Consider the following 22,693-nt stretch of genomic DNA (forward strand, 5'->3'; position numbering starts at 1 on the left):
GCGAGCACCCGAAATGCGAGACGATGCTCACACCATGCCCCGTCTCAGTCGAACCGCTCGGCCAGGGCCACGACGATGCCCTCTGGGCCGCGAATGCAGCAGAGCCGGAAGATCGACTCGAACTCCGCCACCTCACCGAGCAGTTCGCCTCCGTGCTCACGCAGCCGAGAGATGGTGTCATCGATGTCGTCGACGGCGAACATGATCCGATGCAGTCCCACGTATTGGGCGCAGGGGGCTGCCCTTCGGCACCCACGGCCGTGGGTGCGTGGTACGCGGTGAGTTCGACCTTGCTGTGGCCGTCTGGAGTTCGCATCATCGCGATCTCGCTGCGAATGCCGTCAAGCCCGACGGTCTTGTCCGCCCAGTCGCCTTCGACCACTGTCCTGCTTTCCAGCTCCATGCCGAGCGCGGCGAAGTAGTCGACCGCTGAATTCAGGTTCTCAACGACGATCCCGACGTTGTCCATCCTCTGTATCGCCATGGCCTGGAGCATACAGGTCGCTCCAGGAACGCAGCATAAAGATGAAGTTCAGTACCCGAGCTTGGCGTTCGTCAGCACCGGAATCGTTTCGGCGGCCTTGTCGGCTACGGCGAGGTCCACGTCGACGACCTCGAGAGCCTCTTCACCCTCAAGTGAGGAGACGACGTGGCCGAAGGGATCGGAGACGAGACTGTGGCCGACGCCGGTCGGTCCCTTCTTCGGCACCTCCACCCCGCTGACTTCAGGGTCGGCTTGGCCGATGGCGGCAACGAACATATTGGAGTCCAGTGCCCGGGCACGAGCCAGAGTCTCCCATTGTTCGACCTTGCCCTTCCCTGCACCCCAGGATGCGGAGACGATGGCGAGTTTGGCACCACGACGGCTGATCTCTGCGTACAGCTTCGGGAAGCGGATGTCGTAGCACAGGGTCAGTCCGACGCTCTCACCTGCGAGGTCGATGACGACCGGGTCCTCACCGGGGACGACTGTGTCGGATTCTTTGAAGCCGAAGGCATCGTAGAGGTGGATCTTCGCATAGTCGCGACGCTCACCCCGTGGCGGGTAGACGGCAAGCAGGTTGATCACCTTTTCACCTGAAGTCGCGAACTCGCCGACGATCACGGTGATTCCGGCCTCGGTCGCCAGCTCAGCCATCGCCGTCTGCCAGGACTCGGTGTTCGCCTCGGCCACATCTCGCAGGCCTGGGCCGAAGGCGGACATCGTGGCCTCGGGGAAGACGACGAACTCGGCTCCTGCCTCGGCGGCCCTGTTCGTGTAGTCCCGGACCTTGACGAGATTGTCCGCAACTGTGGTGGTGGAGTTGATCTGCGCGAGTGCGAATTTCATGGCCAGTCCTTGCGATCCGGGAGTGTCAACGGTGCATTCAGACTATCGCGACCGCACGCGCGGAGAAACCTGCGTCCAGCGGGCAGTGACCTCGGTCCAGCCAGCAGTGACCTCCATCCGGCCAACGGAGCGCTCCGTCCAGCCGGCACCACCTCAGTGCAGGTACTCGCGACCGGGACGGCCACCTCGGCGAAGGCCGTGGACGAAGTAGTAGACGATCATGCCGAGGGCCACGAGCCCCGCACACAGCATAAACATGCCGTTGCCGCCGGTCAGCGGCATAATGGCGCCGAGAATGATCGGACCGATCCCCGACCCTGCGTCGAGGAGGAGGAAGAACGAGGCCGTGGCCACCGGCACTCTCGACATCGGTACAGACTTCACAGTGATCGCCTGCATACACGGCATGAGCGAGCCGAAGCCCAGGCCGACGAAGACGCCGGCGAGGATGATCCCGGTCATGGTGGGCCACATCGCCAGCAGAACGTTGCCCACGAGGTTGAAGACGAAGACAGGATAGATGACGAAGTTGTCGCCGATGGTGTCCTGCAGGCGACCGACGAACAGTCGTGCTATCAGTGACGCCACGGCGAAGGCGACGAAGAACAGAGAAGCCGCACTCGCGACTCCGTTGTCCTCGGCGTAGCCGGCGAGAAACACCAGAGCCGCGGCATAGGCGGTTCCGGCGATGAGCATGATCGAACCGATGCGCAGACCATCGCGGTCAACGAGCGTACTGACCTTCAAGTGCCATTTGGATCGACGCTGCTCCTCGCTGAGCTCCTGCTGGGGCAGCTTGATGACGACACAGAGGATGAAGGCGACGAGCGACATGAATGCCGAGGCCGCGAAGAGCATCGGGAAGTCGTAGGCGCGCGGAAGGATGACACCCAGATAGGGCCCCAGAGCCGTCGACAGCGTGGTGGCGGTGCCGAAGTAGCCGGTGCCCTCACCTCGGCGAGAGGTGGGGATCACGCTTTGGATCGCGGTCATGATGGCCGTGTTGCCGGCCCCGAAGGCGATGCCGTGGATGATGCGAATGGCGAGGAGCCAGACCAAGGTGTCGGCGAAGATATAGGCGACGGAGGCGAGGATCGAGATCGCCATCGTGATGATGAGCAGTTTCCGTCGACCGATGAAGTCGAGGTACTTTCCGGTCAGCACACGCGCGACGACGGCACCCACGACGAAGGAGGAGGACGCGAAGCCGGCGGCTGCCTCCCCTGCGGAGAATCTGGCGACGGCGTAGCCTGCCATGGACGTCATGAGGAGGTAGAACACCATCGACATCGCCAGGTTGAGACCGATGCCGACGACGAAGTCCTTGGTCCATAGCTGTGCCCGTGCCACTGAAGATCAGTCTCTCTTCCTGTCGAATGATGCGCTCAGTCCCCAGGATGCCCGTTGAGATCGGTGCTCGGCGGTCAGAGCTGATCGGCTGTGATCGGCTGATCGTTGAGATCGGCGAATCTCTGAGATCGGGCTGGGAACCAATCCATGGTATCCGGTGACCCCAGTTGTCGGCGGCCCATTCCAGGGTGATCTTGCTCTAGTCACCTGATTGCTGTGTTCTCGGTCATATAGGGTGAGAATCATGACCCAGAAGAGAACCCCTTCGGCCGTTGACGCCGTTGCTGAAGAATTTGTCGACAGATCACTTGCGCTCTCCCCTTCCCTCGCCCTCTACCTCGGCATTGAAGGGGCGAAGGGCTTCGATGACTTCTCCCCCGCCGGTCTGGCCGCCGCCAACGATCTCACCGTCGAGACACTGGCCAAGCTCACCGAGGTTGAGAAGACGGCCGAACTCGACGACGTCGACCTCGTGACCATCGATGCGATGCGTGACCGTCTGAGCGTTGATCGCGACTATTTCGAGGCCGGGCTCAAGCATTCGAGCCTCAACGTCATCGAATCTCCCCTGCAGTCCATCCGCGACGCATTCGACCTCATGCCCACCGACACCACCGAGGGCTGGGAGACCATCGCCACGACGATGGAAGCAGTCCCGACCTCCGTGGCCGGCTATCAGGAGTCCCTGGCTCTGGCCAAGAGCCGCAGTCAGGTCGCGGCCCGGATCCAGATAGAGAAGGTCATCGAACAGGCCCGCACACTGGCCGAACCGGGCGGCAACTTCGACCAGCTCATCGCCCGCGCCACCGACGTCCCGTCGTCGCTGGGCGAACAGCTGAGCCACCACGCCGAGGCGGCCCGTGAGTCCTTCGCCCACCTCGCCGATTTCCTGGCTGCCGAACTCCTCCCGGCAGCCCCGGAGAATGAGGCCTGCGGTCGCGAGGCCTACACCCTGCACTCGCGTGACTTCCTCGGCGCCGAGGTCGACTTCGATGAGACCTATGCGTGGGGCCTTGAGGAATTGGCCCGCATCGATGCCGAGCAGCGTGAGGTCGCGGCGAGAATCCAGCCCGGTGCCGACCTGTTCGAGGTCATGGAGACGTTGAACAACGATCCCGAGCGGACCCTGCACGGATCCGAGGGGTTGCGTGAGTGGATGCAGAAGGTCGCCGACGAGGCGATCACGGAGCTCGGGAAGTCCCACTTCGACATTCCCGAACCCGTGCGCACGATCGAATGCATGATCGCGCCCTCGGCCACCGGCGGCATCTACTACACCGGACCCACCGACGACTTCTCCCGCCCGGGTCGCATGTGGTGGTCGGTGCCCGAAGGCGTCACCGAGTTCGCCACCTGGCAGGAGAAGACCACCGTCTATCACGAAGGGGTGCCCGGCCATCATCTGCAGGTCGGCCAGGCCACCTATGTCTCTGACACCCTCAACCGCTGGCGCCGACTCATGTGCTGGGTCTCCGGGCACGGTGAGGGCTGGGCCCTCTACGCGGAGAAGCTCATGGCCGACCTCGGCTTCCTCGACGACCCCGCAGACTATCTGGGTATGCTCGACTCGCAGCGTCTGCGCGCGGCACGAGTGGTTCTCGACATCGGCTTCCACCTGGGACTCGACGCGCCCGAGAGCCTCGGCGGAGGGACCTGGGACCGAGAGAAGGCCTGGCAGTTCCTCACCGACAACGTCGCGATGGACCGGTCTTTCCTCGCCTTCGAACTCGACCGCTACCTCGGCTGGCCGGGACAGGCACCGAGCTACAAGATCGGGCAGCGACTGTGGGAGCAGTTCCGCGACGAGGCCAAGGCCGAAGCCGGAGCGGACTTCGACCTCAAGGCCTTCCACACCAAAGCGCTGAACCTGGGATCGGTCGGCCTCGATGCCCTCGGGCGAGCCATGAAGCGCTGACGCTGTGCAGAACACTGGTGGGAGAATGACCTGGTGAAGAACAATGACAGTCCGCGCAGCGATGGCCCGCGCTCTGAGACAGTGCGGGTCACCGAAGTGCTGCGCAACGAGATCATCGACGGCGTCAGGCTGCCCGGCAGCAGACTGGTCGAACGGAACCTGGCCACCGAGCTCGGGGTCAGTCGTGTGCCGATCCGCGAAGCTCTCAAACAGCTCGCCGCCGAGGGATTGGTGGCGAATCGGCCCAACACCTGGTCGACGGTGCGCGAATTCTCCCCCAGTGACATCGCCGACCTCAACGAAGTGCGGGCTGTCTTCGACATTCTGTCCTTCGAGCTCGCCGCGCAGCGACACAATCGGGAGGGCCTGGCCAAGCTCGAGGCCACCATGGCCAAGGGCAAGGAACTATCGAAGGCCGGTGACGTCGTCGGTGCCCACCGTTCGGCGGCGGACTTCCATGCCATCGTCACCGAACTCTCCGGCAACCGACTGCTGGCCGAGATCGGTGAGCTCCTCGACTCGCGTATGCGCTGGCAGCTGAGCCAGCACGACGACCTCGATTTCGTCGCCACAGAGCACGCTCAGCTCTACGATGCGATTGCCCATCGTGATCAGGCGAAGGTCAGAGATCTGGCCGCCCGGCACCTCGGAACGAGCCAAGACCAGCATGACAAGCACAAAGAACGCCTCGCCCGGGCCGTCGACGAGGGCGCCGACGAGGGCACCGAATCAGACGAATGACAATCGATCAGCGGCGACAGCGCGACCTCCGGCGACTGACGCAGGCAGCTTCGGGCTCAGCACAGGTCAGGCAGCAAATTCACGCCGCACTGAAGGGCCATCCGCTCATCTGCTTCTGTCGGGCCGTGGCATATGTTCGGACCTTCGAAGTCTTCAGCCCCAGCCCGACCAGTGACTCGGCCAGTTTCACCGCTGCGGTGACTCCGTCGACGACGGGCACGTCGCATCGCTGGACGATGGTCTCCTTGAGTTCTGCCATTCCCCCGCACCCGAGGACGATGGCCTCCGCACGATCGGACTCGACCGCCTCGGCGGCCTGATCTGCGATCGCGGCAATGGCACGGTCGGGCTGGTTCTCGAGCTCGAGCACAGCCATCCCCGACGCCCGCACCGAGGCGCAGTGAGTGTTCAAACCGGCCAGGAGGAGCCGGTCCTCGATGAGGGGAACGGTGCGGTCGAGGGTCGTGACGACCGCGTACCGGTGGCCGAGGAACATTGCCAGGGCAGCACCCGCCTCGGTGATGTCGATGACAGGCACGTCGAGGAGCTCCTGCAGTCCCTCACGCCCGTGTTCGCCGTATCCGGCCTGAATGACGGCATCGAACTCGCCGGCATACTTCATCACCGCGTCCATGACGCCCAATGCCGCGAGGTAGCTCTCGACATTGCCTTCGCAGGATTCGGCCCCGAAACTGGGAGTCAGCCCGATGATCTCAGTGCCCGCCGCGGCGACCTCTTGTGCCGCATGGACGATGCCTTCGGTCATCGACTCGGTCGTGTTGACGTTGACGACGAGAATCTTCACGTATGTCTCCCGGTGAATTGTGCGTGGGCTGCAAGCGATCGGTGGTTGGCGCGATGCGACATCAGTGCGTCGTGGGGACGGCGATCTCTTCGCCATCGACCTCGCGGAAGGTGAAGCTGCGTCGGGCGATGAAGAAGTAGATGATCGCCGCGATACCCGCCCCACTGAACCAGGAGAACTGGGAGACGCTGACGAACGCGGGCACCAGCGCGAAGACGAGCGAGATGAGCGAGGCGGGGATGAAGGCGCCGATCGCGCGCCAATTGACACCCCGGTGGTAGAAGTACTCGCCGTCGCCAGCCTCGGTGTAGAGCTGGGGCACGTTGACCTTCGTCTTCCGAATCACCCAGTAGTCGATCATGATGATCCCGAACAGAGGCCCCAGCAGCGCGCCGAGCCCGCCGAGGAAGTAGACGATCACAATCGGAGAGTCGTAGAGGTTCCAGGGCAGGATGACGAAGCCGATGATGGCACTGATGAGCGCGGCGCTGCGGAAGTTGAGGTGACGCGGGAACATGTTGGTCAGCGCGTAGGTCGGTGCCACGAAATTCGCCATGAGGTTGACCGCGATCGTGAGGATGAGCAGTGCCACCGAAGCCAGTGCCAGCAGAACGGGGTTGCCGATCGACTGGACGATGTCGGCGGGTGAGGTGATGACCGTTCCATCGAGCTCGTATTGGGCACCGGCTAAGGAGATGACGACGAGGCCGAAGACGAGCATGTTGATCGGAATGCCCCAGAAGTTGCCGACGACGATAGAGCCCTTCTTCTTCGCGGCACGGGTGAAGTCGGAGAAGTTGAGGACGAAGGTGCCGTAGATCGCGACCCACAGTGATCCACCACCGAGGATGTGCATCCACATCTCCCACCCACTCAGGGCATCTTCCCGCGCCCAGGAGATCGAGAAATCGACGCGGGAGAGCATCCAGACGGCCAAGGAGAGGAAGGTGACGAGGATGATCGGTCCGGCGATCGCCTCGTACTTGCGGATCATCTCCATCCCGTAGCTGACGATCACGACCTGGACGACCCAGAGCAGGGTGAAGGAGAACCACCCCAGGCCGGAGAGGCCGAGGAACTCGGTGTCGGCCCATGACTGGAGGCTGGGCACGAGGGTGAGGAGCAGGACGTTGAGGACGCTCGAGGCCAGGTAGGTCTGGATGCCGAACCAGGCGATGGCAACGATGCCGCGCACGGAGGCCGCGAGTTGAGCGCCGTGGATGCCGAAGGCAATGCGGCTCATCACCGGATAGGGCACTCCCGTCTTGTGTCCCATGAAACCCGAGAGCGTCAGGAGGAAGAACAGGAGGCCGGCGCCGACGAGCAGTGCAACGAGAATCTGCCAGGCACCGAGCCCCAGCGCGAAGAGACCGAGGGCGAACCCGTAATTGCCCAGCGAATGGACGTCATTGGCCCACAGGGTGAACAGGCTGTAGGCGGTCCAGCTTCGCCCTTCCTTCCTGCTCGGTGCCAGGTCCGAGTTGTAGAACCGCGGACTGATGCGATGTGCCGCCAACTGTTCGGGGCTCGGGCCCATCCAGCTGGGTGCAGGATCCTGCGCAATCTCAGTCTTTCTCATGCTGGTCACTCAAATCTGAAAAGCACATCGCTGGGATACCAAACCTCTGATCACAACGCTGTGGCGGCGAGTTCTGTCGATATCAGCGTAACCTGAGTCACAGATTGCGCGCAACAGCACTGACGCCGATTCCCACAGAACAACCTCAACTACGCCGATCGTGCGGATTGCATCCGTGCTGGCCACGAGCCCTTCGGTGACTTCCGACACCAAACATATTTGGCATACCATTTATTCTGAACAGCGATCAGAAACGCCTACGCAGCGCCTCCTGCAGACAAGAGCGGGCACCATCAGCTGAGTTCCAACCGATGGTGCCCGAAGGCATGACGCCCCTGCGTCAGACAATCACGCCTCTTCTTCCACATCCTTCGCCGTCGGGTCCCATTTGACGATGCCGACCGCGATGGCTCCGGCCAGCGGGGCACAGGCGACGATCCAGAAGACTCCCGTGCCCATCGAACCCGCCAGGATCGGGAACATGATGAGGGAGACGATCGAGAACGCACGCAGTACCGACTGATTGAAGCCGATGCCGATTCCGCGCAGTCGCGTCGGGTAGGACAGAGTCGCGTAGTTCATCAGGTTGGCTCCGGGTCCGCCGGCCTGTGCGAAGACGAAGGCCGCGAGCATCGCTACTGAGACGAGCACGAGTGCACCGGTCGGTATGCCGACGATAGCCAGCAGGGCAAGTGATGCTGCCTGGATCGCGAATCCGACGAGGGTGATGCGGCGGGTGCCGAACCGGTTGACGATGCTCATGCCCAGCAGTCCGCCGATGGCGCCGAAGCCGAGGTTGATGACGAGTGAGGCGATGATGGTGACCAGCGGCGTCTGGTGGAACAGCGTCGTAATGATCAGTGGCGTGCCGTAGGCGACGGCGTTGTAGCCGAAGGTCGAGAACACTGACACGCAGAGGGCGACGATCGTGCGTACACGGTACTGCGGGGCGAAGAGTTCGGCGAATCCGCTCCATTTGCCGCCGCGCTTCGGCTCTGCAGCTCCGGCCTTCCCTGTGCTGCCGGCATCGGCGGCGAGTTCCACGTCGAGGTGGTGGTGTGAGCGCATGACGTCGACGGCGCCACGCAGGTCACCCTGGTTCGCGAGCCATTCGGGCGATTCTGCGAGGTAGCGGCGACGGACGAGGAGCACGATGAGTGCCGGGACTGCGCCGAACCCGACGACGAGGCGCCACAGGATGGCGTGCTGGTCGTAGGGCAGGCTGACGAAGATGATGAGTACGATGAGGTAGCCGACGCCGGTCGCGATGTACCAGGCAGGTGACCAGGCGTTGACGCGCTGCGAGCGGTTGCCTTTGCCCTTGAGCTTGGAGAATTCGGCGAGGAAGGCCATCGCCACGGGCAGGTCGAGTCCGACGCCGATGCCCATGACGAAGCGGAAGAGAATGAGGACCCATTCGTTCGGGGCTACGGCACAGCCGATGGCGGCGATGACGAAGAACACCATGTCGGCCATGAACAGTTTGTAGCGCCCGAACCGGTCGACGAGGTATCCGCCGAACAGCGCACCGATGACCGCTCCGACCATGATCGAGGCGTTGACGAGCCCGGTCATGAATCCGGTCAGTCCGAACTGTTCCTTGATCGCGGTGATCCCGAAGGCCAGAGAGGAGAAGTCGTAGGCGTCCATGAAGATCCCGCCGAGTGCGAGGATGATGACCGCCTTGGTCTTCGTGCCCTGGGACCCGAATTCGGCGAGGACTGAGTGGATGTCGGATGCGCTGCGGATGATCCGCGGAGGCTTCGTTGCATCGGCTGTGCCTTCCCCCGCCGAGGTGGGGCCTGGGTCGGTCTTGTCTGGTGCGTGCGCCGAAGTGCCGGCTTGTTCTGGACTATTCACAATCGCTCAGTATGGTCTGGGCACGTCCCCGCCCGCTCCCCACGCCGTCACAATATGTCACGGACCGTCGGGGCGTCTCAGAGTCTCAGCGTCTCAGCGTCTCAGCGTCTCAGCGTCGAACAAGCCTGCTCCCACTCAGATCTCGGGTCACACACTGCCCTGCACACACGACTTGCCTCCCTCTACGACGAGATTTACAGTCGACAAACGGATTTCAGTGTGGACTTAAGTTCGTCTGCCTGGGGAAAAGCGACCATTTCTCAACCACAAATTCTCCATGACTGGTCGCTCAGAGCTCGGCCGCACTTTCACATATGTACCGCGCACCTGCACACGACCTCGCGGCCTGAGGGTCTCCACGTTCCGCATATTGCAACAGGCAACCACGCTTAGGTGTCGACGATGTCGAGGTGCATCTCACTCAGACAAGCGCATTGACTCGAGCGTCCTTGACTGTGGAGAGTCTTCTCACTTGCGCGCGATTCGGCAGTGGATGACAAACGTCGATACACAGTCGCTGAGCACTCGGTTCCTCTCGAACCGCATCTCCGGCAGAGTCACCGTTCATGAACAATGAACCCATACAATTCCTCACCGCCCCGGTCCCGTTCATGCGCGATCAGGTTGGCCCGCTCGGACTCAGCTTGCACGCGCTGAGGAACAGCCCTCGCTACACTCAGCTCTTCCACGGCGTCTGGATCGACAATGAACCCGATACCGCAGTGCCGGCACCGATGTGGGCCGGCCTCGAATGGGCCAAGGTGCAAGTCGGCCTATCCGGGATCCTGCGTCTCCACGAGGGTTTAGCTGGTACAGGCATCACCGCGGCTCGACTGTATGGGCTGCCGCTCCCACGGAGGCTCACCGACCGTCGAATTCATGTTGCTTCCGCTTCTCCTGATTTCACGCTGAAGAGGAGAGGCGTTGTACTTCACCGTTACACGTCCCTGAAGGTCGCCAACTTCTGCGAGCTGCCGCTGATCTCAGTCCCTTAGCTGATCGTTGAACTCGCCACAATCCTTACAGTTGATGAGCTGATCGCTGTGGCCGAGGCCGCAATCGGGAAATGGCACAGCGGCCCGCTGGCGACCCCCAAAGCAATCAGAGCCGAAGTCGACAGTCGCCGATATGTGCGAAATCGGCCCTTACTTGCCTCCGTGCTCACGCGCATGCGGCAGAACGTCGATTCACCCCAGGAAACCTGGTTACGTCTGTGGATCATAAGCCAAGGATTCCCGGAGCCGATGGTTCACCCTCCCGTGCAGTGCTCGAACCTCAGCTACATTCTTCACCCCGATCTCGGATATCCCGAGCTTCGCCTCGCCATCGAGTATGAAGGCGATCACCACAGAAGCTCAGACAAGCAGTTCGCCGCCGACAATGAGCGGATTCAGAATCTCGTTGCACAGGGGTGGACCGTGTTGCGCGTGTCGAAAGCGACGAATATGGACCAGTTCCGTCAGCTTCTCAGGCACCACCTCGCTCACAACTGACTCACCCCCGAGTTCTCAACTCATTCACTGTCCGCAAATGGTCCTCAGAACGCTCCTGAACAACCATCTATAGACAGTAACGACTCTGGGTATCCCCTTCTGACTCAGTTCGACGCTGTGCATCTACTCCAGTTCGATGCCGCGCTTCTCCGGCAGCAGGAACATGGCGAGGAACTGGATGATGTAGATGGTCGGCAGCAGCGCAAGTGCGAACGCGAATCCGAAGGAGTCGGCAAGCAGGGCGATGACCACGGGGGCGAGTCCGCCCAGGGCACGTCCGATGTTGAAGATGACGTTCTGTGCGGTGGCCCGAACCTGTGTCGGGTACATTTCTGCCAGCAGGGCACCATGACCGCCGAGCATGCCGTTGGCGAAGGCTCCCATGAAGAAGCCGCCGATGAGCAGTGCCGTCGGGTCGGTCATCTGGCTGTAGACGAGAATCGAGACGATCGCCCCAGCCTGGAAGATCCAGAACGCCGGACGCCTGCCCAGCCGGTCGGCGACCTGCCCGAAGATGAGGATGCCCGCGAGCATTCCGATCACCGTCACCGCCGTCCACAGCGATCCCTTCGTCACGCCGAGGTCCAATTTCTCAGACAGATAGTTGGGCAGCCAGGCGATGATGCCGAAGTATCCGAAGTTCTGCACCGTCGAGAGGACGATCAAGGCGAAGGAGATCCTCACGGTTGCCTTGTCCTTGACCAGCGCACGGATCTTTGCACCGAAGGTCGGAAGGTCCGGTGAGCCTGCCGACTCGCTTGAGTCTCCCGACTCCCCCGCTGCACGGCCCCGCTGGGACTGCACGAACTTGTCTGGCTCCTCGACACCTCGGCGAATGACGAAGGCGAAGATGGCGGGGAAGAGACCGATGACGAACAGCGCCCGCCAACCCCACAGAGCGATGACCGGAGCGGAGACGATCGCGGCGGCGAAGACGCCGATCTGGAATCCCACTCCCACCCAAGAGGTGGCTCGGGCACGCTGGTTGGCCGGCACTGCTTCGGCGGCCAATGCCATGCCGATGCCGAACTCGCCGCCTATGCCGATACCGGCGATGAACCGGTAGGCGGCCATGTCCCAATATCCCTGGGCAATTGAGCTCAACCCGGTGAACACGGCGAAGATGAGAACGGTCCAGGTCAGAACCCGGACGCGGCCGTAGCGGTCGGCCAGTGATCCGAAGATGATGCCGCCGAGGACCGCACCGAAGAGGGTGATCGTCGACAGCGATCCTGCCTCGACGTCGCTGAGTCCGAAGGTTGCGATGATGCCGCCGAGGGCAAAGCTGAGGATGAGCAGGTCGAAGCCGTCGAGTCCGTAACCGACAGCTGCGGCGAAGAGCGCCTTGCGTTTGTAGGCGGGTGCCGAGATGGACTCGGTAGAAGTCTGTGGCGTCGCTGCGCTCATGCTGGATCCTCAGGTGATCGGCGGATCGGAAAATGGCCGCAGACCATTATCCACCAGAAGTGGCCGGCAGATGAACTCGCGGGTCATCACGAGACGTTCATCCACCAGCCACGGGGGCGAGCTCCCACACGGGCCAGCCCCCATACAGAGTGGACTCATGCACGGGCGAGCCCAAACACAGGCGAGCTCACAGGCTCACATGTACCGACTCATACGAGCGCGTCGGCTCCCAGCCGGAACCCTGCACCTTTGTGGTCATCGGCCAGGCGGGGGCCCTGCCCGGTCAGCTGTTCGCGGACTGTGGCACCCTCGATCGGCTCCGGCAGGAGACCACGGCGACGCAGTTCGGGCGAAACGTACTTGGTGAATCGCTCGGCGTCGGCAGGGCGGACGGCAGCGGCGATGTTGAAACCGTCGATGTCGGCCTCGGACATCCAACGTTCGAACTCGTCGGCGACCGTTGCGGGCGAACCCGTGATGACGGGTCCGCGTCCGCCGATGGCGACGAACTCCGCCAGATCGCGGATGGTCCAGGTCTTGTCGCCGGCCATGGTGGTGAAGGAGGCGAGCGCGGACTGGTTCGCGTCCGTGGCGACGTATTCCAGCGGGTCGTCCGGCTTGGCACCGGAGAGGTCGACGCCGGTCCAGCCGCCGAAGAGTGAGAGCGCGGATTCGGTGTCGACGTAGCGTGTGTAGTCGGCGAGCCTGGCTTCAGCTGCTTCGTCGGTGTCGTCGACGATGATGGTGGCGAGCGCGAAGATCTTCACGCTGTCGCGGGCGCGGCCACGTTCTTCGAGTCCGTCACGAACCTTGTCGACCCAAGTGCGCAGGATCTGCGGCGTGGGTCCGGAGAAGAAGATCGCCTCGGCGTGGTCGAGGGCGAACTCCTGTCCGCGCTTGGAGGCACCGGCCTGGAACAGCAGCGGTGTTCCCTGTGGTCCGGGCACGGCGAGCGCCTGTCCGGGAACGGTGAAGAACTTGCCCTCGTGGTTGATGTCGTGGACCTGTTCGGGGTCGACGAACACGTTGGCCTCGGCGTCGGCGCGCAGTGCTTCGGGGGTCATCGAGCCTTCGAAGAGCTTGTACATGACGTCCATGTACTCATCGGCCCGGTCGTAGCGCTCGTCGTGTGGGATCTGGCCTTCGAGTCCAAGGTTGCGTGCCGCGGAGTCGACGTAGCTGGTGACGATGTTCCAGGCCACGCGCCCGTTGGTGAAGTGATCAAGTGTCGTCAGGGTCCGGGCCAGCAGGTAGGGCTGTTCGTAGGTCACCGAGGCGGTGACGCCGAATCCCAGAGTCTTCGTCGCTGCGGCCATAGCGGGAACTGCGACGAGTGGGTCCAAGAGGGGGAACTGGACTCCCCCGCGGTTCGTCACGTCGGCATTGCCCCCGTAGACGTCATAGACGCCGAGGATGTCGGCGAGGAACAGGGAGGAGAATCCTCCTTCTTCGAGGGTCTTAGCCAGATCCGTCCAGAAGGACAGCTGAGTGAATTGGTCGACCCTGGAGTCAGGGTGGCGCCACAGTCCGGGTGACTGGTGGACCGGGGTCATCATGTCGAAGGCGTTGAGAATAATGGATTTCGTCATCGTCTGTCTCTTTCCTTGTCGGTGTCAGGTGGCAGTTGTCAGGTCATGAACCTCAGTGTCAGGTCATGGATCTCAGTCGTGGGCAGGGTCGCTGATCGCGAGCTCGTGGGCAGGGTCGCTGATCGCCAGCTCGCGGGCAGGGTCCTTTGCCGCCAGTGCCGCGATGAGCGAGAGCAGGCACAGCAGTGTGAGGTAGCCGCAGATCAGCCATGGCGAGTGGCCGCCGACGACGTAGAGCAGCGCCGCGACCATCGGCATGATGCCACCTCCGATGACAGTGCCCAGCTGGTAGCCCATGTTCACCCCTGAGTAGCGGATCTCGATGGGGAACTGTTCGGCGAACCAGGCTGCCTGGGGGCCATAGATGGCGTCGTGGGCGAGGTTCATGCCGAGGATGACCACGATCGGCAGTAAGGCCAGTGGGCCGGCGTCGAGGAAGGCGAAGAAGATCCACCCGAATACGGCCACCCCGATGATGCCGCCGATGGTCACGCGTCTGCGACCGACCTTGTCAGAGACCCACCCCCACAGAGGCCCGGTGAACAGACCGATGGCCGAGGCGATCATGACGGCAGCGACGCCGGCGGTCGAGTCATTGCGGTTCTCGGCCAGGTAGCTGAGCATGTAGACGGTGATGAGGTAGAAGACGCTGTTCTGCGCCAGGCGGAGTCCGATTGTCACCAGGAGGACGCGCGGATGCTTGGTCAGCACGTCGCGCAGTGGCGCCTTGGCGACATTGCCCGAGGCCTTGAGCTCTTGGAATTCCGGTGCATCGGAGACGCCGAGGCGAATCCACAGTCCCAGTGCCACGAGCAGTGCCGAAGCCAGGAAGGGGATGCGCCATCCGAAGGCTTCGAACTGCTCGGGTGTGAGCAGCCTCTGCACGGCGAAGAAGGCGCTGGTGGCCAGCAGCATGCCGGCCGCCGAGCCGATCTGGGTGAAGGATCCGAACAGCCCTCGTTTGCGGGGTGGGGCGTGTTCGACCGAGAGCAGTGCGGATCCGCCCCATTCGGCACCGGCGGACAGTCCCTGCACAATCCGGAGGACGACAAGTGCGGCAGCGGCCCACCAGCCGATGGCCTCGAAGTTCGGCACCAGGCCGATGAGCGTTGAGGCGATGCCCATGGACAGCAGGGAGACGACAAGGAGTGCCTTGCGGCCGACTCGGTCTCCGAGGTGCCCGGCGATGATGCCGCCCAGTGGTCGCGCGAAGAATCCGACCGCGAGGCTGGCGAACGCGGCCAGGCTGCTGCCAAGCTCGCTGTCGCTGGGGAAGAACTGAACGTTGAAGATCAGTGCCGCCGCTGTGCCGTAGAGGTAGAAGTCGTACCACTCGATGGTGGTGCCGGCGAAGGCTGAGGCGAGGACTCTCTTCTTCCCGGCCAAGAGCCGCCGAGGTGGGGCCTGGGTGATCGTCTCCGCTACGGAGGACTGTGCCATCGGGTTCTCCCTCATCTACGTGGTCAGAATGTCTATTCAAGGCCAGAGTTTCGTTGAGCAATCTAGGGACTCCGTGGCGGTTCATGTCGTCGCCGCGTCACTGTTGGACTTTGATCGTCATATGGGGACACACGAAGACTCACTTGTGTCACATCGGGATGCGCTTGGTGGCAATATCTGTGATGATCACTTGAGATCAGTAAGGCATTGTTGAGCGGAATATCTCAGCATCCTCACCCCTCAACAACTACATTCCACCGGAGGCAAGTTCATGTCGACGATCGCACGAGCCGCAGCCGTGTCACCGGATGCTCTGCGCGAGACCTTTTCGCACTTCCCACAGGGCGTTGCGCTCATCGGCGCGGAGGTCGACGGGACTCCCCTCGGACTCGTCGCCTCGACCGTCACTGCAGGAGTCTCACTCGACCCTCCCCTGATCAGCGTCGCAGTCCAGACCAGCTCAAGTACGTGGCCACTCCTGCGGACTGCGCCCGCATTGGGAGTCTCCCTCCTCGGCACCCATCAGTCACACCTGGCCAGACAGCTGGCCTCGAAGGACCGTACTTCGCGCTTCGCTGGGATCGACCCCGAGGTCACGGCAGATGGCGCTCTGACTATCCCGGGCAGCCCTGCCCACCTTTGGACGCGTCTCTATAACGAGATCGAGGCAGGCGATCACACCGTCGCACTGCTCGAGATCCTCGACACCGGCAGTCGTGCCGATTCCGGTGCTGACTCTGAAACCGAAGCACTCGTCTTCCATCGCAGCGAATTCAAGGGCATGAGAGTCTCATAGACTGCGGTGGCTTCCGACCTTGAGGGTTGTCACTCCTTGAGGTTTGTCATTGTGGCTCGAGCGCCCGAGCAGGATTGGTGACCAACATTCTTTCGATCAGGTCATCCGAGATGTCGGCTGCACGCATCCGAGGAACGAAATCTCTCAGTATGTGACCGTAGCCGACGCCCCCGTTGACGGTGAGCATCCCCCTCAGGCAGACGTCATGGGAAAGCAGTACATGATCGCCGAACCCCGATTCGACCAAGTTCTTGATATACCGGATGCGTTGCTCTTGGTCGTATTCGGAGGTGTATATACCGAGCATGTCGAATTGCACATATGCACCGCGCCGAGCCAGAGCGAGATGGTACTCCGTATCCGGCACCGAGTCGGAGTGCCCAACGATCACACGCCTGAGATCGACGCCTTCTTCCTCGAGGATGTCGAGCTGCGGCATCCCGACCGGCCAACGCGCCGAATGAGTCGTGAGCGCTGCACCTGTGCGCGCTTGGGCTCGACCAGCGGCGCGCAGAGACCTTTCTTCCCGCGCGCTGACAAACCACTTGTCGCTGCCGACCTCTCCGATAACACCCGCCCGTATTCCGGTTCCATCGACACCTACGTCCAGGTCGTTGACGATCCGTTCGCTCAGGCCTTCGACGGTCGTCGTATCCACATCCTCGTTCGGAAGATACGGATCCCTGTAGTAACCGCATCCCATGACAACGTTGAGGCCCGTGCGTCGCGATGCATCGAGCAGCGCAAGCGGGTTGCGATCCAGGCCGCTGCTTGTCACATCGACTATCGAGCTCCCGCCCAGGTCACTGTATAGACGCAACTCATGTTCCACCAGGTCTGGGTCGTTGAGCAGACCGTCACCTCGATACTCACGCATGAGATTGATGAAAAGGTGCTCATGCGGAAGTGTGACGCCGAGATCCGCAGCTTCTATAGGGCCCGTGACGGTTTGGATCATCAGACTTTCCAATCAAAGAGGTTGCCACCACTCTACGCACTCTTGACTCCCACTAGAACACATGTTCGAATATACTCATGAGGTGGAATCAGCAGAGCACTCTTGGACCAGCTGTCGGTGCAGAGACAGGCCCTACGACGAGCTCTCCGACGAGCACGCCAGGCAAGGGCAGCGATGCATCTCCTGCCGAACTCTTCGGCCTCAAGGGCCTGGTGCGCAGTGTTCGAACACCGGAGTTCGCAGGCGTCACCTTCCATGAGGTGCTCGCGAAGTCGGCGCTGAATAAGGTGCCCGCGGCCAGCTCAATGCCATTCACCTGGACGATCAATCCCTACCGCGGGTGTTCTCATGCCTGCGTCTACTGCTTTGCCCGCAACACCCACCGATATCTCGATCTTGATTCCGGTGAGGACTTCGACCGGCAGGTCATCGTCAAGGTCAACACCCCCGAAGTCCTCGCCGCCGAGGTGGCCAAACCGAAGTGGTCACGAGAGCTGGTGGCTCTGGGCACGAACACGGACCCCTACCAACGCGCTGAGGGTCGCTACTCACTCATGCCGGGCATCATCACCGTCCTGGCCGAGCATGGAACTCCGATGTCGGTGCTGACCAAGGGCACCCTGCTGCGGCGCGATCTGCCGCTGCTCGCCCGCGCCAACGAGGACGTCGACGTGGAGATCAGCATGTCGATCGCTGTCTACGATGACACCCTCCAACAGACAATCGAGCCAGGCACACCGACGACCACAGCACGCCTAGCGACAGTCAAAGCGGCCGCGAACCTCGGATTCAAAGTCACGGTCTTCCTCATGCCGGTGATGCCGAAGCTCACCGACTCGATGGAGCATCTTGATACCGCACTTCGTGCAATCAAAGAGGCGGGCGCGAGCAGGGTCGTCTATGGTGCCCTGCATCTTCGGCCGGGTGCCCGCGAATGGTTCTTCACCTGGCTGGAACGCGAATATCCGGAACTGCTCCCCCGCTACCGTCGCATGTACGCGAAGTCCTCGTACGCGTCGAAAGAGTACCGAGCCTGGCTGAGTCGGCGCATCAATCCGCTCATTGACAATTACGACCTGCGCGGTTCCGGCGATGACGACTACCCGAAGACCAAGCGCGGTGACCTCACCCGAGCCGCCGCCAAGTCTTCGGCCACTGCTCAAGTCGCCAGCCTCACTCCCCCGCCGCAGGAAGCCCTGTTCTGATCCACTCGTACCTTTCGTTGTGGGGAATAACCCGAGCCGCGCCCAGGTTTGACCTGTTATGAGGATTGAGATCTGGTCAGACATCGCCTGCCCCTGGTGCTTCATCGGAAAACGTCGCTTCGAGACTGCCTTGGAGGGCTTCGCACACAAGGACGATGTCGAGGTCGAGTGGCGCAGCTACCAGCTCGACCCGAGCCTGCCCGACCACTACACGGGAACAGAGACCGAGTACCTCAGCCAGGCCAAGGGCATGCCCGCCGATCAGGTCCGGCAGATGTTCGATCACGTCACCGCGCAGGCCGCCGATGAGGGGCTGAACTACGACTTCGATTCCATCGTCGTGGCCAACAGCTTCACCGCCCACCGCTTCCTCCACCTGGCCAAGACCCACGGGGCCATGAACCAGGCCAAAGAAGCCCTGTTGTCCGGTCATTTCGAGAAGGGCCGCGATATCGGTGACGTCGACTATCTCGCCGAGGTGGCCCGAACTGTCGGCATCGACGCCGAGGAGACCCGTCGGGTCCTCTCCACCGACGAATTCACCGCCGAGGTGAAGTCCGACATCACCGAGGCACGAGCGCTCGGCGCCAATGGAGTCCCGTTCTTCGTCATCGACCGCAAATACGGAATCTCCGGTGCCCAGCCACCCGAAGCATTTGCACAGGCCCTCGAAACAGCGTGGGAAGAAAGCCAGAAGCTCACGGTACTCGCCGGTGGAGACGAAGCCTTTCGTGACGGCACGGTGTGCGGCCCCGATGGCTGCAGCTGATTCGACAGGCTGCGACTGATTCGTCCCGCAGGGACACTCGTCAGAGAAACGGCATCGACGGATAGCGGATCGCACCGTCCGGTGATGTCACGGGGCCTGCGAGCATGCCTGCCGCGGCATCGATGAGGAACCGCCCTACCTGCTCCCAGTCGCCTTTGTGAGTCCCCTCATTCATCTTCACCTCCTGGTCCGAACACGCGCTGGTGACCATATGGGCCAGCAGATAGGCCCTGCCACGCAGGACCGCTTCGGGAATGCCTTCAACGTCGCCGTGGATGAATCTCAGCCCCTCGGGCAGGGAGGACTCAGCCATCACGGACTTCATGATCTCGACAGCCGAGGGCACGGTCCCCACCTGTGCGAGAAACTGTGCACGCCAACTTGGCCGCGGCAGATCGGCGAGAACGTCGAACAGCGGGCCCATTCTGCTGCGGACGAAATCATGAATGCTCGGGGTCTCACCCAGGCCTGCGACGTAAGCGTCCCTGCGGAGGGACATCTCGGCGACATGACGCTCCACGAGTGCACGCAGCAGACCGTCTCGACCCCCGAAGTGGTATGAGATCGCGGAATGATTCGCCGCCCCTGCATAGTCGACAATGCGGCGATTCGACACAGCATCGATGCCGTGGATGGCGAAGAGCTCCTCGGCGGAGTTGAGCAGCACCACGCGCGCTCTGTAACTCTGGATTCCCATAGTCCCTATTCTTCCATTCCCAAGCCGCTCAAGATGCGGACTCCCTGCCGCGATATCAGCGACCCGACCACCTCGGCGAGCATCGCCGCCACCTTGGCAAATCCATGTCGATTTCACAAGTATAAGTCACGTGTCTTAAACTGATCGAGTTCAAGGTGGTCAACGGTGATCACTCGACTTCCGATCCATCAGGAGGACGACAGTGGGCACACCACCGCCGCTTACCCGCCGCGAGGCCAGTGGGCATGACTCACACGACACCAGTCAAGACGACGACTATGACCAGGACCAGGTTCCGGAGTCGACGGACGAGCAGCACACCGCTGAGGCAGAGGCTGCAGCCGCGAAGCGGGCCAAGGCAGAACTGATTGGCAGGACGGCAGCGATCTTCATCATGCCGCTCATCCTGGTGGGCATGATGATCACGGGATACCTCGGCACCATGCACTCTCCCTCAGCCAATGACATGCCCGTCGTCGTGGCCGGTTCGGACTCGAAGGCCGCGGACATGAAGTTTGCGCTCGACGGTTCCGAACCGGATGCCCTCGACGTCGATGCCGTCGATGACGCTCACACCGCGCGTGAGATGGTCTACGACCGCGAAGCCTCGGCGGCGGTCGTCATCACGGGCGACAAAGCTACGCTCTACACCGCGGGTGGTGCAGGAGTCCAACAGCAGACGACAGTCATCGGCCTCGTCATGCCCGCCCTACAGGAGGAGGGACTCGACGTCGACACCGAGGACATTGCATCCCTGCCGGACGACGATCCTTCCGGTCTCGGAGCCATGTTCCTCATGACAGCCATCGTCATGGCCGGATACCTGCCCTTCAGCGTCCTGCGCTCGAACTCTCCCGAACTGCTGAAGTTCACACGCATCGTCCCCATCCTCGGGGCCTGGGCCGCGGTGATCGCCGGGCTGGTCTGGACGGTCGCCTGCCCGATCCTCGACATCGTCGATATCAAGGACACGGTCGCCGTTCTCGGCGTCGCCTGGCTGGGTGTGTTCGCGATCTCCTGCGTGCAGCTGCTCATCACCCGAATCGCCGGTGCCCTGGGAGTGATCGTCGGCATCTTCTTCCTCATGGTCCTCGGCATGCCGTCGTCGAACCTGTCCTACCCTGTGTACACGATGCCGGCGTTCTACCGCTTCACGCACGAAATTCTGCCGATGCCCGCGATCGGTGAAGCGCTGCGCTCCGTTCTGTACTTCGATGGCGCGGGCGTCACCGAGCACCTCCTCGTGCTGGCTATCGGCGCCGTCGTCGGTCTGCTGCTGACGAAGGCCTACGACTTCATCTCCCACCGGCGCAATCCGGATCCAAAACCACTCGATGTCAACATCCCGTCGCTGCACGGCGGCCGGCGTCCGGATTCGAAGGTGTGGCGCTACATCTCACTCATCGTCTTCCCCTTGGCAATGGTCACGATGATGCTCACCTTCATGCTCGGTGCGATGGGCTCCCCCACACCCAAGGACATGCCCGTGACCGTGGTCGGTTCCTCGACCGAGCAGTCGAAGGACACCATCGCCGACCTCGAGAAGTCCTTGGGCAAGGACATGTTCGACTTCACTGCCACGACGGACAAAGAAGAGGCACGTGCCCAGGTCGAGGATCGGGACGAGGTCGCAGCACTCGTGCTGCCTACTCAGAAGAATGCCGATTTCGGTCTCATTGCGAACGAAGCCGGAAACAACAGTGCCTACCAGGTCGTCAACCGGATCTTCGATCAGGTCGCCTCCCAGCAGGACGTGGAGCTCAATGTCGACAACGTCAATGTGCTGCCGGACCGGGACAAGAACGGCGTAGTCGTCATGTACGTTGCCATGGGCTGGGTCCTCGCCGGATTCATGGTGGTCATCGTCGGTGCGAACGCCAACCCGTGGAGCCGACCACTGAAGCGGATGATCCCCCTGACCGCTGTGTACGCACCGTTCATGTCACTGGTCGTCACCCTCATCGCCGGCCCGATCACCGGAGCCGTCGACGGTCATTTCGCTGCGCTGTGGGGAGCCGGAATCATCGCGATCTTCTGCATCGCCATGTTCGCCATGGTCTTCGAGCGACTCATCGGCATGCTCGCGATCATTCCGGTCATCGGCACTCTCATGTTCGCGGGGATGCCGGCCTCGAACGGGGCGATCTCCGAGTACATGATCCCGTCGTTCTTCACCACGCTGCACGACTTCCTGCCGATGGCGGCAGCGGTGGAGACCATCCGTTCGATCATCTACTTCGACAGCGATGTCGTCACCGAGCATATGCAGGTCCTCGGGCTCTGGGGCCTCGTGTCCCTGGCACTGGTGTTCCTCATCGACAGCATCAAACCGCCGCGTACAGAACATGACTTCGGCAATCTCCACCTTGAGCAGGAGAGGGAACGGAACAAGCAGGCCCGGAAGCAGGCGAAGGCCCTCGAAGGCTCAAGCTCCACTGCGACCGTGCGCTCGACGATCGTCGGCGACCGGTTCGAGCCTGCAAGACAAGCAGAGTCGACGGACCAGAGAGCCTACACAGCCGCGCCCACTGCAGGCGACCGGCTGAAACTTCGATCCGCCGAGGTGGGGATTGAGCATTCCTATGATGACAGTCACTACCCCACGGATCCCAAATCGGCAGATCAGCAGGGGCGGATCCCCTCCACCGTGTGATCAGCTGGCCAGGACAACCCGGAGCATTCACGCCGGCGGCGCTCTTCGGCGCCGACATCGCCACTTCCTGCGGAGAAGTGCACCCGCCGGCCAGATGAGTCTCTGA

Annotated in this window: 19 protein-coding genes; 8 read left to right on the plus strand and 11 right to left on the minus strand. The window is 62.3% G+C overall.

Features of this window, described 5'->3' with window-relative positions; translation table 11 throughout:
• Nucleotides 1–44: 44 nt before the first annotated feature.
• The 3 genes from ACE03M_RS11745 to ACE03M_RS11755 form a co-directional block, all read right to left on the minus strand.
• Complete coding sequence (locus tag ACE03M_RS11745) at nt 45–203, minus strand: VOC family protein (protein ID WP_260847978.1); 159 nt, start codon at nt 201–203, stop codon at nt 45–47.
• A 329-nt stretch (nt 204–532) separates the two neighbouring features.
• Entirely contained in the window at nt 533–1,330 is a 798-nt protein-coding gene (locus ACE03M_RS11750; RefSeq protein ID WP_143921206.1) for a carbon-nitrogen hydrolase family protein, read from the minus strand.
• 153 nt (nt 1,331–1,483) lie between these two features.
• Complete coding sequence (locus ACE03M_RS11755; protein WP_485934072.1) at nt 1,484–2,680, minus strand: MFS transporter; 1,197 nt, start codon at nt 2,678–2,680, stop codon at nt 1,484–1,486.
• Between the two features lie 244 nt (nt 2,681–2,924).
• Between ACE03M_RS11755 and ACE03M_RS11760 the strand changes: the two genes are divergently transcribed.
• Together ACE03M_RS11760 and ACE03M_RS11765 are read left to right on the plus strand one after the other, a co-directional pair.
• Nucleotides 2,925–4,595 carry a DUF885 domain-containing protein gene (locus ACE03M_RS11760; RefSeq protein ID WP_485934073.1) on the plus strand — a complete coding sequence of 557 codons (1,671 nt, stop codon included), beginning with the start codon at nt 2,925–2,927 and terminating at the stop codon, nt 4,593–4,595.
• Between the two features lie 33 nt (nt 4,596–4,628).
• The gene (locus tag ACE03M_RS11765) at nt 4,629–5,336 is read left to right on the plus strand and encodes a GntR family transcriptional regulator (protein ID WP_485934074.1); all 708 of its coding nucleotides are present in this window, start codon (nt 4,629–4,631) and stop codon (nt 5,334–5,336) included.
• Nucleotides 5,337–5,415: 79 nt separating this feature from the next.
• Here ACE03M_RS11765 and ACE03M_RS11770 read toward each other — a convergent pair whose 3' ends face one another.
• The 3 genes from ACE03M_RS11770 to ACE03M_RS11780 all read right to left on the minus strand — a co-directional run bounded on the left by ACE03M_RS11770 (nt 5,416) and on the right by ACE03M_RS11780 (nt 9,580).
• Nucleotides 5,416–6,141: an aspartate/glutamate racemase family protein gene (locus tag ACE03M_RS11770; protein WP_485934075.1), complete on the minus strand. Its 726-nt coding sequence runs from the start codon at nt 6,139–6,141 to the stop codon at nt 5,416–5,418.
• Between the two features lie 61 nt (nt 6,142–6,202).
• Complete coding sequence (locus tag ACE03M_RS11775; RefSeq protein ID WP_143921201.1) at nt 6,203–7,720, minus strand: NCS1 family nucleobase:cation symporter-1; 1,518 nt, start codon at nt 7,718–7,720, stop codon at nt 6,203–6,205.
• A gap of 348 nt (nt 7,721–8,068) precedes the next feature.
• Nucleotides 8,069–9,580 (minus strand): MFS transporter, encoded by a 1,512-nt coding sequence (locus ACE03M_RS11780; RefSeq protein WP_485934076.1) that lies wholly within the window; start codon nt 9,578–9,580, stop codon nt 8,069–8,071.
• Between the two features lie 566 nt (nt 9,581–10,146).
• Here ACE03M_RS11780 and ACE03M_RS11785 point away from each other — a divergent pair.
• Together ACE03M_RS11785 and ACE03M_RS11790 are read left to right on the plus strand one after the other, a co-directional pair.
• The gene (locus ACE03M_RS11785; protein ID WP_485934077.1) at nt 10,147–10,575 is read left to right on the plus strand and encodes a hypothetical protein; all 429 of its coding nucleotides are present in this window, start codon (nt 10,147–10,149) and stop codon (nt 10,573–10,575) included.
• 249 nt (nt 10,576–10,824) lie between these two features.
• Nucleotides 10,825–11,073, plus strand: a complete 249-nt coding sequence (locus ACE03M_RS11790; RefSeq protein ID WP_485934078.1) for an endonuclease domain-containing protein — start codon at nt 10,825–10,827, stop codon at nt 11,071–11,073.
• 123 nt (nt 11,074–11,196) lie between these two features.
• Here ACE03M_RS11790 and ACE03M_RS11795 read toward each other — a convergent pair whose 3' ends face one another.
• The 3 genes from ACE03M_RS11795 to ACE03M_RS11805 form a co-directional block, all read right to left on the minus strand.
• On the minus strand, nt 11,197–12,480 hold the full coding sequence (locus ACE03M_RS11795; RefSeq protein WP_485934079.1) for an MFS transporter: 1,284 nt from the start codon (nt 12,478–12,480) through the stop codon (nt 11,197–11,199).
• A 209-nt stretch (nt 12,481–12,689) separates the two neighbouring features.
• On the minus strand, nt 12,690–14,069 hold the full coding sequence (locus ACE03M_RS11800) for an LLM class flavin-dependent oxidoreductase (RefSeq protein ID WP_485934080.1): 1,380 nt from the start codon (nt 14,067–14,069) through the stop codon (nt 12,690–12,692).
• 72 nt (nt 14,070–14,141) lie between these two features.
• Nucleotides 14,142–15,509 carry an MFS transporter gene (locus tag ACE03M_RS11805; protein ID WP_485934081.1) on the minus strand — a complete coding sequence of 456 codons (1,368 nt, stop codon included), beginning with the start codon at nt 15,507–15,509 and terminating at the stop codon, nt 14,142–14,144.
• Between the two features lie 271 nt (nt 15,510–15,780).
• Between ACE03M_RS11805 and ACE03M_RS11810 the strand changes: the two genes are divergently transcribed.
• Nucleotides 15,781–16,305, plus strand: coding sequence for a flavin reductase family protein (locus ACE03M_RS11810; protein WP_143921195.1), 525 nt, complete (start codon nt 15,781–15,783; stop codon nt 16,303–16,305).
• A gap of 46 nt (nt 16,306–16,351) precedes the next feature.
• Here ACE03M_RS11810 and ACE03M_RS11815 read toward each other — a convergent pair whose 3' ends face one another.
• Nucleotides 16,352–17,263 carry a phosphotriesterase family protein gene (locus ACE03M_RS11815; protein ID WP_143921194.1) on the minus strand — a complete coding sequence of 304 codons (912 nt, stop codon included), beginning with the start codon at nt 17,261–17,263 and terminating at the stop codon, nt 16,352–16,354.
• 77 nt (nt 17,264–17,340) lie between these two features.
• Between ACE03M_RS11815 and ACE03M_RS11820 the strand changes: the two genes are divergently transcribed.
• Together ACE03M_RS11820 and ACE03M_RS11825 are read left to right on the plus strand one after the other, a co-directional pair.
• The gene (locus ACE03M_RS11820) at nt 17,341–18,468 is read left to right on the plus strand and encodes an Rv2578c family radical SAM protein (protein WP_485934082.1); all 1,128 of its coding nucleotides are present in this window, start codon (nt 17,341–17,343) and stop codon (nt 18,466–18,468) included.
• Nucleotides 18,469–18,526: 58 nt separating this feature from the next.
• The gene (locus ACE03M_RS11825; RefSeq protein WP_485934083.1) at nt 18,527–19,237 is read left to right on the plus strand and encodes a DsbA family oxidoreductase; all 711 of its coding nucleotides are present in this window, start codon (nt 18,527–18,529) and stop codon (nt 19,235–19,237) included.
• A 40-nt stretch (nt 19,238–19,277) separates the two neighbouring features.
• On the opposite strand, the gene ACE03M_RS11830 is transcribed toward ACE03M_RS11825, so the two are convergent.
• Nucleotides 19,278–19,934 (minus strand): TetR/AcrR family transcriptional regulator, encoded by a 657-nt coding sequence (locus ACE03M_RS11830; protein WP_485934084.1) that lies wholly within the window; start codon nt 19,932–19,934, stop codon nt 19,278–19,280.
• A gap of 202 nt (nt 19,935–20,136) precedes the next feature.
• Here ACE03M_RS11830 and ACE03M_RS11835 point away from each other — a divergent pair, with 202 nt between their 5' ends.
• Entirely contained in the window at nt 20,137–22,587 is a 2,451-nt protein-coding gene (locus ACE03M_RS11835) for an ABC transporter permease (RefSeq protein ID WP_485934085.1), read from the plus strand.
• Nucleotides 22,588–22,693: the final 106 nt, after the last annotated feature.

This window comes from Brevibacterium sp. AGC70 (assembly GCF_057334195.1).